At 72.6% G+C, this 13,746-nt stretch carries 10 protein-coding genes; 1 reads left to right on the top strand and 9 read right to left on the bottom strand.

Annotated elements, in window-relative coordinates:
• Positions 1–290: 290 nt before the first annotated feature.
• From G5C60_RS11170 to G5C60_RS11155, 4 genes are all read right to left on the bottom strand, one after another.
• Positions 291–1,400, bottom strand: coding sequence for a VWA domain-containing protein (locus G5C60_RS11170; RefSeq protein WP_241266685.1), 1,110 nt, complete (start codon positions 1,398–1,400; stop codon positions 291–293).
• The gene (locus G5C60_RS11165; protein ID WP_165257581.1) at positions 1,357–2,277 is read right to left on the bottom strand and encodes a DUF58 domain-containing protein; all 921 of its coding nucleotides are present in this window, start codon (positions 2,275–2,277) and stop codon (positions 1,357–1,359) included. Before G5C60_RS11165 ends, G5C60_RS11170 begins: the two co-directional genes overlap by 44 nt.
• Positions 2,274–3,275 (bottom strand): AAA family ATPase, encoded by a 1,002-nt coding sequence (locus G5C60_RS53620; RefSeq protein ID WP_338145775.1) that lies wholly within the window; start codon positions 3,273–3,275, stop codon positions 2,274–2,276. The genes G5C60_RS11165 and G5C60_RS53620 overlap by 4 nt, the downstream gene beginning before the upstream one ends.
• Before the next feature lie 199 nt (positions 3,276–3,474).
• Positions 3,475–5,085, bottom strand: a complete 1,611-nt coding sequence (locus tag G5C60_RS11155; protein WP_165257578.1) for an MFS transporter — start codon at positions 5,083–5,085, stop codon at positions 3,475–3,477.
• A 70-nt stretch (positions 5,086–5,155) separates the two neighbouring features.
• Between G5C60_RS11155 and G5C60_RS11150 the strand changes: the two genes are divergently transcribed.
• On the top strand, positions 5,156–8,296 hold the full coding sequence (locus tag G5C60_RS11150; RefSeq protein WP_165257576.1) for an ATP-binding protein: 3,141 nt from the start codon (positions 5,156–5,158) through the stop codon (positions 8,294–8,296).
• A gap of 47 nt (positions 8,297–8,343) precedes the next feature.
• Here the strand turns inward: G5C60_RS11150 and G5C60_RS11145 are convergent, their stop codons facing one another.
• The 5 genes from G5C60_RS11145 to argH all read right to left on the bottom strand — a co-directional run bounded on the left by G5C60_RS11145 (position 8,344) and on the right by argH (position 13,612).
• Positions 8,344–8,589 carry a hypothetical protein gene (locus tag G5C60_RS11145; protein ID WP_165257573.1) on the bottom strand — a complete coding sequence of 82 codons (246 nt, stop codon included), beginning with the start codon at positions 8,587–8,589 and terminating at the stop codon, positions 8,344–8,346.
• A 224-nt stretch (positions 8,590–8,813) separates the two neighbouring features.
• Positions 8,814–10,343, bottom strand: a complete 1,530-nt coding sequence (locus G5C60_RS11140; protein WP_165257571.1) for an MFS transporter — start codon at positions 10,341–10,343, stop codon at positions 8,814–8,816.
• On the bottom strand, positions 10,340–10,891 hold the full coding sequence (locus G5C60_RS11135) for a TetR/AcrR family transcriptional regulator (RefSeq protein WP_206439347.1): 552 nt from the start codon (positions 10,889–10,891) through the stop codon (positions 10,340–10,342). Before G5C60_RS11135 ends, G5C60_RS11140 begins: the two co-directional genes overlap by 4 nt.
• 95 nt (positions 10,892–10,986) lie before the next feature.
• The gene (locus G5C60_RS11130) at positions 10,987–11,958 is read right to left on the bottom strand and encodes an aldo/keto reductase (RefSeq protein WP_165257566.1); all 972 of its coding nucleotides are present in this window, start codon (positions 11,956–11,958) and stop codon (positions 10,987–10,989) included.
• Between the two features lie 220 nt (positions 11,959–12,178).
• Positions 12,179–13,612, bottom strand: a complete 1,434-nt coding sequence (gene argH, locus G5C60_RS11125) for an argininosuccinate lyase (protein WP_165257564.1) — start codon at positions 13,610–13,612, stop codon at positions 12,179–12,181.
• Between the last annotated feature and the right edge of the window lie 134 nt (positions 13,613–13,746).

Here is a 13,746-nt window from a genome sequence, read left to right as displayed (position 1 = left end):
TACCGGCGCCGAGCCGGCGGTGCCGGGCAGGGAACCGGCACTGCCGGTCGCCGAACCAGCGGTTGGCAGACACCGAACCCGTCGTGCCGGGTACCGCACCTGCGGTGCCACGCACCAAACCTGTGGTGCCGGGTGGCCCGTGGTGACGGATGGCCAGGGCCGGACACCGACCCGACAACTGCCGGACACGCAGCCCATGACGCCGGGCGCCGAGCCAGTGGCACCGGTACCGAACCCGGCGGTGCCGGGAGCCGAACCGGTCCCGGCGGTCGCGGAGTTCAGTGGAGCCGTCACGGTAGCCTCGAGAACCAGAGCAGTGATGTTGCCGCCGCGGCCAGGGCCGTGATGAGGCCGGCTGCGACGAACCACTGCCAGATCTCGCGTTCCTCGGTGCGGTGGCCGACGGAGCTGCCGATGTCCTCGTACACCTCCTGGAGTTCTTCTCCCGTCGCGGCCTCGTGGAAGTCGCCGCCGGTGCGGGACGCGAGGTTTTCCAGGGCGGGCCCGTCCACGGGGACCTGAATGGTGTCGCCGGACGGCAGTTCGATGGTGCCGCCTTCGGTGCCGTACGCGATGGTCGAGACCGGGATTCTGTCGCCGGCCGCCTCTTCGGCCGCCGATTCGACGGAGCGTCCCGTGGTGTTGGAGCCGTCCGACAGGAGCACGATGTGCGCGGGCGGCGGGCGCCGCTCAGCCTCCCGGTCGAGCATGCGCACGGCGTCCCGCGCGGCCACGACGGCCTCGCCGATCGCCGTGCCCTCGCCGGTGGTGAGCCGTTCGATGGCCGAGCGCAACGCGCCCCGGTCGGTGGTCGGCGGCACCGCCACGTTCGCGGTGCCGCTGAAGGGCACGAGCCCCGCGTTGAAGCGCTCGGGCAGCCGGTCGACAAAGGCGAGGGCGGCCCGCTGGGCTGCTTCGAAACGGGTCGGCTCGACATCGGTGGCCTCCATGGAGGCGGAGACGTCGAAGGCGACGACGACGGTGGCCCGTTCGCGCGGCACCCGCACGTCCGTGGTCGGCCGGGCGAAGCCGACGACCAGCAGGCCGAGCGTGGCGCAGAAGGCGGCCGCGGGGATGTGCCGCCGCCAACGGGGCTGCTTGGGTGCGACCTTGTCCAGCAGATCGAGGTTGGTGAATCGGACGGCGTACCGGCCGCGCCTGCGCTGCACCACCAGATACACGCCGATCAGCGCGACGAGCGGCACCAGAAGCAGCAGCCAGCCGGGCGAACGCAGACTCATGGCACCTCCCGGGGGACGGGGACGGGGACGGATGCGGATGCGGACGACGGTGATGTGGTGCTCACCCGGCGCAACGGCCGCCGGCTCCACGGCCGCCGGCACCTGGGCCGGGCGTTCACGCGGCACCGCCTCCCGCTCGGCGCCGCTGGGCCGCGACATGGCGTACGACGTCACGCACCCAGTCGCGGTCCGTGCGCAGCCGCAGGTGGGCCGCGCCCGCGCGGCGTATGGACGTCTTGATCAACGCCCGTTGCTCCAGCGCGGCTTCGGCGTACCGCTCACGCAACCGCCGGGCGTTGGTGGGGATTTCACGCCTGCGGCCGGTCTCGGGGTCGACCACCGTGAGCAGTCCGACGTCGGGCAGCTCCAGTTCGCGGGGGTCGACCGTCTCGACCGCGAGCAGCTGGTGGCGGTGGGCGATGGTGCGCAGCGGCTGCTCCCAGCCGGTCTCCAGGAAGTCGGAGACGACGGCGACGAGTCCGCGGCCCGGCAGGGTGCGCAGGGAGGACAGGGCGTCGGCGAGGGTGTGTCCGGGGGCGGCCGCGCCGGGTGCCACGCGGGGGCGGTCGAGGGCGGCGCGCAGGATTCTGAGGAGGTGGCCGCGGCCGGTGCGCGGCGGGATCCGCCGGATGCCGTCGGGGCCCGTGATCTGGGCGCCGAGCCGGTTTCCGGCCCGCTCGGTGAGGAAGGCGACGGCCGCGGCGGCGCCGACGGCCAGGTCGCGTTTCTCCATCCGGGCCGTGCCGAAGTCCATGCTCGCGGAGGCGTCCAGGACGATCCAGGTGGTGAGTTCCCGGTCGGCGAGGGTGAGGCGGACGTGCGGGACGGTGGTGCGCGCGGTGGCGCTCCAGTCCATCCGGCGTACGTCGTCCCCGATGACGTACGGACGGGTCTCGGACACTTCGCTGCCGGGACCGGGCACCAGCCCCGGGTGGTCGCCCTGGAGGAGGCCGTCGGGGCGGCGGGTGAAGAGCAGCTCCAGGTGCTTGAGGGCTTGTTCGGGGGTGAGTTCGCGGAGGGTGGGGGTGCCGCTCATGCCACGTTCTCCTCCTGGTCGGCCGCGGCCTGGCGCGGACTGATCCGTGGCTGCTCCACCGCGGCGAGCACCTCGTCGACGATCTCGGCTCCGGTGACGCCGTCGGCGAGCGCGTCGAAGGACAGCACCAGCCGGTGCGCGATGACCTCGTGGGCCAGATCGTGCACATCCTCGGGGAGGACGTAGCCGCGGCCGCGGAGCAGGGCGAGCGCCCGGGCGGCGGCGACCAGGCCGAGGGTGGCGCGAGGCCCTGCACCGTGCGCCAACCGGCTGTCGGGGCCCGCGAGTTCACGGGTCGAGACGATCAGCCGTACGGCGTACTCGGCGATCGCGTGGTGCACGAACACCTCGTCGGCGGTCCTTTGGAGCGCGATGAGCCGCTCGGGGGTCAGGACGGGGCGCGGCCGCGGCGGGTCGACGCTCATCCGGTAGAGGATCGCGAGCTCTTCGGACTCGCTCGGCGCGGCGATCTCCACCTTGAGCAGGAAGCGGTCGCGCTGGGCTTCGGGGAGTTGGTAGACGCCCTCGGACTCGATGGGGTTCTGGGTGGCGAGTACGAGGAACGGCTCGGGGACGGGGATGGTGGTGCCGCCGATGGAGACCTGGTGCTCGCCCATCACTTCGAGGAGCGCGGACTGCACCTTGGCGGGGGCGCGGTTGATCTCGTCGGCGAGGACGAAGTTCGCGACGACGGGGCCGGGTTCGACGCTGAAGGTCTCACTGGACTGCCGGTAGATCCGGTTGCCGGTGATGTCGGACGGGACGAGGTCCGGGGTGAACTGGAGCCGGGCGAACCGGCCGCCCGCGACCTGGGCGAGGGTCTTGGCGGCGAGCGTCTTGGCGACCCCGGGCACACCCTGGAGCAGGCAGTGCCCGCGGGCCAGGACCGCGGTGAACATCCGCTCCACCATGCGGTCCTGCCCGACGATCACCCGCTTGACCTCGAAGAGCGCCTCTTCGAGGAGCTTTCCGTCGCTGGTGTCGCTGTTCGTGGTCACAGGGCCTCCGCGGGGTCGGCGCTTCCTGCCGCGGCCGGCGCGGTGACCGTTGCGAGGACCGTGTTGCGCGTACGTGTCATGGTCTTGTCGCTCCTTAGCGCCGTCGGACTGCGGCTTCGCCCGGCGCACGGAGGCGCGGGCGAGGCCGCTGTGAGGCGTTGCCTGGGAGCAAGACCATCAGGCGAGGGCGAAAACCGGCTTAAGGACGGACCTGACTCGACGCGGAGCCGATTTCCGGAACGTCGTCCTCGTGGGTCCCTGCGCCATGGTCGTGTGCCGGCACGTCGTCCTCGTGGACCGGCCCGCCCAGTGTCGGTACCTCGCCCAGTGCCGGTACGTGGCGCAGGATCCGCAGTGCCGCGACGGCGAGCGCCGCCGATACCGCGGCCGCCACCACCGCGGCGACGCTCATACCGCTGGTGAAGGCGTCCCGCGCCGCCGCCACGACACCGGCGGGCAGTCCGTCCGCGGCCAACGCACCCGGCAGGCTGTCCTCCGCGGCCGGGCTGTCCGATGCCCGGCCCTCCATACGGGCCCGGTAGACGGCCGCTCCGACAGAGCCGAGCAGCGCGATGCCGAGGGCCGAGCCCAGTTCCCCCGCGGTCTCCGACAACGACGACGCCGAGCCCGCCTTCTCCGCGGGGGCCGAGCCCAGCACCAGGTCCGTGCCGAGCACCATCGTGGGCGAGACGCCCAGGAACGCCAGGGCCACGCCGCCGACCGTCAGGCCGAAGCCGCCCGTGCCGCCCGCCGCGGCGACCATCGCGTGGCCGAGGACCGCCAGCGCCAGACCGCCACCGACGAGGCGGCCCGGCGGCACGCGCCGGGCCAGCAACGGCGACACCATGGAGCCGGCGATCGTCGCGCCCATCGCGGGCAGCAGCCACAACCCCGCGTCCAGCGCCGAGAGTCCCCGGACCATCTGCAGGTACTGGACCGCGAAGAGCATCGTGCCGCCGACCGTGATCACCGCGACCAGCATGATCAGCAGAGTGCCGGTGAAGGCCCGCTCCGCGAACAGCCGCAGATCCATCACGGGCTGCGTCAGCACCCGTTGACGCCGCACGAACGCCAGGCCCAGCAGGACGCCGCCCGCTAGGACCACGAGAGCCGACGGCCGCAGTCCGTGTGCGGCCAGCTCTTTCAGGCCGTACACCACCCCGATGGCTGCCCCGAGCGACAGGGCCACGCTCAGCGGGTCGACGCGCCCGGCGCCGGGGTCGCGGTGCTCGGGAAGCAGCATGGGCGCGCTGATGAGCAGCAGCGCCATCACGGGCACGCCGAGCAGGAAGACCGAACCCCACCAGAACCGCTCGAGCAGCAGTCCTCCGACGACGGGGCCGACGGCGCTGCCCACCATGAAGCAGGTCATCCAGACCCCGACGGCGACCGCACGCTGCCGTGTGTCGCGGAACATGGTGCTGATCAGGGCGAGCGTGGACGGCATCAGGGTGGCGCCCGCGACGCCTAGCAGTGCGCGGGTGGCGATCAGCATGCCGGGGCTGGTGGAGTACGCGGCGGCGACGGAGGCGGCGGCGAAGGCGGTGGCGCCCGCCATGAGGAGCCTGCGGCGGCCGATGCGGTCGCCGAGGGCGCCCATGGTCACCAGGAATCCCGCGATCATGAATCCGTAGATGTCGAGGATCCACAGCAACTGGGTGCTGTCCGGCTTCAGTTCGGCGCTCATACTGGGTGCGGCGAGGTGCAGCACGCTGAGGTCGAGGGCGAGCAGCAGCGTGGGGAGCGCGAGGACGGCGAGCCCGGCCCATTCGCGGCGCCCCGCTCTGGTCGCGTGGGTGTAGGTCGTCATGCGCCGAGCGTGCCGAGCGACGCTGATGGTCCGCTGACGGCGGGCTGAGGGAGCCGGTTACGCTGGGCGTATGCGGTTCGGGGTGCTCGGTCCTGTGGCGGTCTGGTCCGCCGACGGCACTCCGGTGAACGTGCCCGAGCCCAAGGTCCGCGCCCTGCTGGCACTGCTGCTGGCCGCCGAGGGCCGGCCGGTGTCGCCGGACCGGCTGATCGAGGCGGTCTGGAGCGGCCGTCCGCCGGGCAAGGCGGCGAACGCCCTTCAGGCGAAGGTGTCCCAGCTGCGCCGGGCCCTGGAGCAGGGCGAGCCGGGGGCACGGGAGCTGGTGGAGTACGGCCCCGGGGGTTACCGGCTGCGCCTGGAGGCGGCCGAGCTGGACGCCGACCGCTTCCATGAGCTGGCTGCGCGGGCCCGTGCCACCCGGGATTCCCGCGCCCGCGCCGGACTGCTCACGCGGGGACTGGAGTTGTGGCGCGGCCCCGCCTACGCGGACCGCGCCACCGACGACCCGTTCGTGCACACGGCTGCCGACCGGCTGGAGGAGCAGCGGCTCACCGCACTGGAGGAACTGGCCGAGGCCCGGCTGGAGTTGGGCGAGCACCGCCTCATCGCCGACGAGCTCCGCGAACCGGTCGCGCTGCACCCGCTGCATGAGCGACTGCACGCCGTCCGGCTGCGGGCGCTGTACGGGGCCGGGCGGCAGGGTGAGGCACTGGCGGAGTACGAGGCGCTGCGGGTGCGTCTCGCCGAGGAGCTGGGCGCCGATCCCGGTCCCGAACTGGCCGCCCTGCACCGGTCGATCCTGCGCCAGGACCCGGCGTTGACGGAAGCGGTCCGGCGGGACCGGCCGCAGACGAACCTGCCCGCTCCCCTCACCCCCCTGCTGGGCCGGTCGGCGGCCGTGACGGAGCTGCGGAAGCTGCTCACCGGGCACCGTCTGGTGACGCTGACCGGGGCGGGCGGCGTGGGCAAGACCCGGCTGGCGCTGGAGACAGCGCGCCTGACCGAGGCCGAACACCCGGACGGCGTATGGCTCGTGGAACTCGCCGGGATCGGCGGGCCGTGCGGCGGCGACCCGTTCGCCGCCCTGACGGAGCTGACCGCGGGCGTCCTCGGCATCCGGGAGGAGCGGGGTCGGCCTCCCCTGCCGGGCGGCGGTGCGGCGTCGGGGGATCCTGTCGCCGAGGCCCTGCGCGAGCGGCGGCTGCTGTTGGTGCTGGACAACTGTGAGCATGTCGCGGACGCCGCGGCCCTGGCCGTCGGCCGCTGGCTGCGGGCCGCTCCCGGGCTGACCGTCCTGGCGACCAGTCAGGAGCCACTGGGCGTCGAGGGCGAACTGGTGTGGTCCGTACCGCCGTTGGCGCTCGAGGACGCCGTCGAGCTGTTCACCGCCCGGGCCGCCCCCGGCTTCGTACCGACTGCGGAGAACGCGGATGCCGTGGAGAGCGTGTGCCGTCGCCTCGACGGCATCCCGCTGGCGCTGGAGCTGGCGGCCACGCGCGTACGGGCGCTGGGTGTACGGGAGTTGGCCGCGCGTCTGGACGACCGGTTCGCCGTACTGGACGCGGGGCGGCGTGATGCCCCGGCTCGGCAGCGGACTCTGCGCGCCATGATCGACTGGAGTTGGGAGCTGCTCACCGGCCCGGAGCGCGCGGTGCTGCGCCGGCTCTCCGTCCACGCCGACGGCTGCACGCTCGACGCGGCCGAGGCGGTGTGCGCAGGGGACGACGTGCCGCGGTCCGAGGTCACGGGCCTGCTCGCCCGGCTGGTGGACCGCTCCCTCGTGGTGATGACCGAAGGGCCGGACGGGCCGCGCTACCGGATGCTGGAGTCCGTCGCGGTGTACAGCGCCGAACGCCTGGCGGAGGCGGGCGAGTCGAAGCGCGTACGGCGTCTGCATCGCGCGTACTACCTCGCGCTCGCCGAAGCGACCGCCCCCTTGCTGTACGGCGCCGGGCAGCAGGACGCCCTGCGGCGCCTGGACGGTGAGGCCGCGAATCTGCGGCGGGCCGTGGAGGGCGCCGTGCGGGACGGTGCCGCGGAGAGCGCGCTGCGGCTCGTCAACGCGCTGGGCTGGTACTGGTTCCTGCGCGGGCGGGCGCGCGAGGCGCTGCGCACGCTGGACACGGTGCTCGACGCGGCGAAGGGGGCACCCGAGGTGTCGCGTGCTCAGGCCGCGGTGTGGCGGGCGGGTCTGGCGATGGCGGTCTTCGGCGACGGCGAGGCCGTCGAACGCGGCGGCGAGGCCCTGGACGCGTACACGGCCGTGGCACCGGATCCGCGGGCGCGCGCATGGGCCCGTTGGTTCCTGGCCCTCACCCAGTGGGGCATGGGCGACCAGACCGTCTGTGTGAGACGGCTCGAGGAGGCCCTGGCGGGTTTCCGCGCCTGCGGCGACCGCTGGGGCACGGCCGCCGCCCTCGCGGCCCGCGCCTTCCAGGCCGAACTCGAAGGCGATCTGGCCGCGGTGGCGCGCCACGGCTGCGAGAGCCTGGATCTCTTCAGCCGGCTCGGTGACCGCTGGGGGCAGTTCCAGGCCACCGACGCACTCGGCTCCGTCGCCATGATCACAGCGGACTACGCGGAGGCGGAACGCCTGCACCGCGTCTCCCTGGAGCTGACGGAGGAGCTGGGCCTGTGGACCCAGTACGCGGAGAAGCTGGCCGATCTCGGCCGGGTCGCGTTACTGCGCGGCGACCACGCCCGCGCGGACGAACTGCTCGAACGGGCCCGGCGACTGGCGGCCGAGCACTCCCATCCCGTGGGCGAACAGTACGCGGATCTGGGACTCGCCATCAGCGCCCGCCGCCAGGGACGGCTCGACCGGGCCGAGGCACTCTTCCGCGCCTGGCTGGAACCCGACCGCGCCGCCCGGGCCTATCCGGCGCTCGCGTTCATCCTCGCGGAGCTCGGCTTCATCGCGGAGCTGCGGGGCGACGCGGCGGGTGCGCTGGCCCTGCACGAGGAGGGGCTGGCGAACGCCGAACGCTCCGCCGACCCCCGCGCGGTGGCCCTGGCCAAGGAGGGCCTGGCCGGTGCACACGCGCTGGCCGGCCGCACCGGCCTCGCCGCGCGGCTGCTCGCCGACGCGGCGGCTCTGCGTGAGTCCACCGGGGTCCCGCTGCCGCCGGCCGAGCGCGGCGACGTCGACCGCATCGCGGCGCGCATCGCCGCGGCGGGCACCGCAGCGGCGGAAACGCGACCGCGGCCCTGACTACGGTGACTACGGTGCCCGGACGCGCTCACACGGGAGTACGCCGGTCACAGCGCTTCGGGATCGACCGTGGACTCGGACGGAGTCCCGCCGGTCCCGTCCTTCTCGGGGCAGTCCTCCCGGTCGTAGGCGCCGGCTCCGCTGTCCGACGAGCCTTCCTCGACGACGAACTGGACCTTGTCGCGCGGCGGCTCGTCACCGTCGGCGGCGATGGCGACACCGCCTCCGGCAAGGCCCGCGGCGGCCAGCACGGTGGCGGCGACGACAACTGTCTTACGCATACGACGTGTCATGGTCGGTGGCTCCTTCAGCCGTGTGGGACGACATCGGGTACAGGGCCAGACCATCAGGCGAGGGCGAAAGCGGGCTTAAAGCGGGGCGCTGCCTGCGGGTTTGGTTGAGCCGGGGGGTCGTTCGTCGGGTGCGGGTGCGTCGTGGCTGGTCGCGCCCGCGCGGCGGAGCCGCATATAGACACTGCCCCGCGCCCCTGGGGAGGCGCCCCTGAGGGACGCCTCCCCTACGCCGCGTTTCCCAGCTTCTGACCTCTCAGGAGCACCCATGACGCTGCCGACGCGGCCAGCAGCACTACCGCTCCAATGCCCGCCGCGAGCGTGAGCCCGTCGACGAAGGCCGTGCGGGCGGCGTTCAGCAGCCCGTCGGCGTTCGGCAGGGCCGCCGCCGACTCCACCGCGCCGCCAAGGGACTCGTGCGCCGCGGCGGCCACGTCCGGGGGCGTGCCGGCGGGAGCGGTGAAGCCGCCGTAGACGCCGGTGACGATGGAGCCGAGCAGCGCGATGCCGAGGGCGGCGCCGAGTTCGTACGCCGTCTCGGAGACCGCGGACGCGGCGCCCGCCTGCTCCTTGGGGACGCTGGAGAGGATCACGTCGGCGGTCACGGTGAAGGAGAAGCCCGCTCCGACGCCCACGACCAGCAGCGCGCCACCGAGCAGCGGATAGCCGGTGGACTGGCTCAGCAGCGTGAGCGCGGCCAGTGCCAGGCCGATCGCGGCGAGCCCGCCCGCGACGACACCACGCACCGAGTACCGGCGCGCGGCCTTACCGGCTACGAGCCCCGCCGCCACCGCACCGATCGCCGCGGGCAGTTCGGCCAGCCCCGCCTCCAACGGCCCTCTGCCCTGCACGAGTTGCAGATACTGCGACAGGAAGAAGACCAGCCCGGACAGACCGAGGATGGTCAGCAGATCGGCGAGCACGGCCCCGGAGAAACCGCGATTGCGGAACAGCCGCATGTCCAACAGCGGGGTGGGCAACGTGAGTTGGCGGCGTACGAACCAGAAGAGCGCGGCCGCGCCGAGCAGACCCGCGGCGGCCGACTCACCACTCGCTCCGTGCGCGGCGGCCTCCTTCACCCCGTACACGATGCCGACCATGCCGACGAGGGACAGCAGGACACTGGTGAGGTCCCAGGGGCCGGGCTCAGGGTTGCGGGACTCGGGCAGCAGCTTCACGCCGACGAGGACGAGGACCGCCATCACGGGGAGGTTGATCAGGAAGACGGAGCCCCACCAGAAGTGTTCGAGCAGGAAGCCGCCGACGACCGGACCGACAGCCGTACCGGCCGAGGCGGTGGCGCCCCAGATACCGATGGCGAGACTGCGTTCGCGCGGGTCGTGGAAGAGGTTGCGGATGAGCGCGAGGGTGGCGGGCATCAGGGTCGCGCCCGCGACACCGAGCAGCGCCCGCGCCACAATCATCAACTCCGGTGTGCTCGCGTAGGCGTTGAGCACGGATATGAGACCGAACGCGACCGAGCCGATGAGCAGCAGCTTCTTGCGGCCGACGCGGTCGCCGAGGCTGCCCATCGAGACGAGCAGTCCGGCGATGACGAAGGAGTAGACGTCACCGATCCACAGGAGCTGAGTGCCGGAAGGCTTCAGGTCCTCGCTGATATAGGGGGTCGCGAGACCGAGTACGGTCGCGTCGACGGCCACCAGCAGCACGGCGAGGACGAGGACGGAGAGCGCGAGCCAACGGCCCGGACGCTTCTCCACCTCCGCCACGGCGGCCGGCCGCACAGTGCTGGTCATGATTCCTCTCTCCGTAGCGCACCGCCGAGCAACAGCTCGACGATCATGTAGTGGAAGTCCTTGGCGGCGACCCTGCCCTCGGTCACGGCCCACGCCCCGGAGGCGATGAGCCCGTAGACGGCCTCCGTGAGCCAGGCCGGCGTGAGGTCGATACGGAACTCGCCGCTCTCCTGACCGCGCCGGAACAGCGCGCCGATGCGGGCGTCGAGCCGGGCCCAGCCCTCGTTCCGCTCCTCACCCTCGAACAGCTGGTTCTCGCCATAGAGGAAGGCGAGCAGCCCGGCGGCGCTCTCCAGCTCCTTCACCAGGCGGCGTACGGCCTCCCGAGCGGTGCCCGCGTCGAGCCGCGCCGCATCCAGGGCCGCCTCGCACTCCTGGATGCCGAGCTCTTCGAGGGCTCGTACGAGGGCGTCGCGCCCGGCGAACTGGCGGTGCAGCGTGGCCCGGCTGATCCCGGCCGCCCTGGCGACCTCGTCCATGGTGGCGGTGGACTTCCGGGTCAGCAGGGCCGCGGCACTGCGCAGCACGTGTTCACGATCGACAGCCATGAGACAAGCATAGGCCATATGAGACAAGAGCGTCTCATACAAGGCGTGCGACGCTCACCACCAGCGGGTCTGCCGCGGATGCGAAACCGTGAGACTCAGTGCCAGGGCAGCTGCCCGCGCCGCTCCCAGTACGCGCCCGGCTCCTCGGCGAGAGCGGTCAGCCGGGCCGCTTGTTCGTCGTCCAGGTCCACCACCGCGGCGTGCAGGTTCGACGCGAGCTGGGTGACGGTGGCCGCGCCGGAGAGGACGACACCGGCCCAGGGCTGCCGCAGGACGAGGGCGAGGGCGACCGCGTCGGAGCCGAGTTCCGCCGCTTCGGCGATGGCGCGTACGGCCTCCGGGGCGTGCGGACCGGCGAGGCGGCCGTTGGCCATGGCCTCTTTGACGATCACGGTGAGCCCGGCGTCGTGCGCCTCGGCGAGCGCGGGCGCGGCGGAGGTCTCCAGCGCGTTGTAGGTGGCCTGGACGGTACGGAAGACGGGCTCGCCGTCGACAGTCACGGCGAGGGCGGCCCGGATGGCGTCGGCCTGGGCCGGTCCGCTGGTGGAGAAGCCGATCGTGAGCCCTTGGGCGGCGGCTTCCGCCAGCTTGGCGTGGAGTTCCTTGTCGGTGAGGGCCGGGCTGTCCGGGGTCACCGAGTGGATCTGGTAGAGGTCGAGCCGGTCGCCGAGCAGCTCGGCGGTCTCGGCGCGCTGCCGCTCGTACGTGGCGACGCTGTGGTCCTTGACCTCATGTTCCTCGGCGTCCGAGCGCCAGTCCGCGGTGTAGGTGTAGCCCCACTTGCTGCCGATGACGACGTCGTCGACACCGGGCCGGGTACGCAGCCAGTCGGCGAGGAACTCCTCGGAGCGGCCGTACGAGCGGGCCACGTCGAAGTAGCGCACGCCCTGGGCGTAGGCGGCGTCGAGGAGTTCGTGGGTGCGGATGCGCAGCGTTTCGACGCTGCGGTTCTCTCCGAGGTCGCGGTCCCGGCCGAGGTTGATGTAGCCGGGGCGGCCGACGGCGGCGAGGCCCAGTCCGATGTGGCAGGTGGGGGTTGTTGCTGTGGCCAGTCGGGCGAAGGGCATCGCGGGCTCCGTTCGGTCGGCTCCGGTACGGTTCCCGACCAACGTAACCCGCGATGACCTTTGACTCCGCCCAAGAGCTCGGTTCGTACCGTGCTTTGGCGGGTGCGGGAGCCTCGTGGCTTGTCGCTCCCCCACTCTCGGCTTCGCTCGAGCGGGGGGACCCCCATCGCGGCGGAGCCGCAAATCGATACAGCCCCGCGCCCCTTACGGGGCGCTCCACTTACCGCTTCTCTTTGGCCTTGGCCCACGCGTGCTGGGCCGCCACGTCCGCCTTCACCTCGGCGAGCTGGACGGCGACCGCGCTGGGCGCCGTGCCGCCGCGGCCGTTGCGGGAGGCGAGCGCGCCCGGGACGTTGAGCACGGACCGCACCTCGGGTGTCAGGTGCGCGGAGATCTTCGCGAACTGCTCGTCGGTGAGGCCGTCGAGCTCGAGGCCGTCGGCCTCGGCGACCTTCACGCACTCGCCGGCGACCTCGTGCGCCACGCGGAACGGCACGTTCTGCTTGACCAGCCACTCGGCGATGTCGGTGGCGAGCGAGAAACCGGCGGGGGCCAGCTCTTCCATGCGCTCGCGGTTGACGGTCAGGGTCGCCATCATGCCGGTGAAGGCGGGGAGCAGGACCTCCAGCTGGTCGCAGGAGTCGAAGACCGGCTCCTTGTCCTCCTGGAGGTCGCGGTTGTACGCGAGGGGCAAGGCCTTGAGGGTGGCCATGAGGCCGGTCAGGTTGCCGATCAGCCGGCCGCTCTTGCCGCGCGCCAGCTCCGCGATGTCCGGGTTCTTCTTCTGCGGCATGATCGAGGAGCCGGTGGAGAAGGCGTCGTGGAGGGTGACGAAGGAGAACTCCTTCGTGTTCCAGATGATGACCTCCTCGGCGATCCGGGAGAGGTTCACGCCGATCATCGCGGTGATGAAGGCGAACTCGGCGACGAAGTCCCGGGAGGCCGTGCCGTCGATGGAGTTGCCCGAGCTGCCGTGCTCGAAGCCGAGGTCCTTCGCGACCGCCTCCGGGTCGAGGCCGAGGCTGCTGCCGGCCAGGGCCCCCGAGCCGTACGGCGACACGGCCGTCCGCTCGTCCCACTGACGCAGACGCTCGGCGTCCCGGGAGAGGGCCTGGGCGTGGGCCAGTACGTGATGCGCGAAGAGCACCGGCTGGGCGTGCTGGAGGTGCGTACGGCCCGGCATGGCGACGTCCGGGTGGGCCTCGGCCAGGCCGATCAGCGCGTCCTGGAGGTCGGCGATCAGGCCGCCGATGACGCGGGCGTGGTCGCGCAGATACATCCGGAAGAGCGTGGCGACCTGGTCGTTGCGCGACCGGCCCGCGCGGAGCTTGCCGCCGAGGTCCGGGCCGAGCCGCTCCAACAGGCCCCGCTCCAGGGCGGTGTGGACGTCCTCGTCGGCGATGGTGCCCACGAACGAGCCGTCGGCGACATCGGCCTCGAGCTGGTCGAGCCCCGCGAGCATGCGCTCCAGCTCGTCGGCCGTGAGGAGGTTCGCCTTGTGCAGCACGCGCGCGTGGGCACGCGAACCGGCGATGTCGTACGGCGCGAGCCGCCAGTCGAAGTGGACGGACGCGGACAGCTTCGCCAGGGCCTCGGCGGGACCGTCGGCGAAACGGCCGCCCCAGAGCCGTACGTCACCGCTGTTGCTGCTCACTTGCTCTGCTCCTCGGAGGATGGTGAATGTGCGACCGCCTCCCCACCCTTCCAGGTGAGGAGGCGGCTGTCAGGCCAGTGTCGGGCATAGGGGCGCGGGGAACTGCGCGACCAGCCACAGACGGCCCGCAGTTT

Origin of the sequence: Streptomyces scabichelini (genome assembly GCF_011045015.1) — a bacterium.
GTDB lineage: Bacteria > Actinomycetota > Actinomycetes > Streptomycetales > Streptomycetaceae > Streptomyces > Streptomyces scabichelini.
Note: the sequence above shows the minus strand (reverse complement) of the source record. Positions and strands in the feature narration are given on the sequence as shown.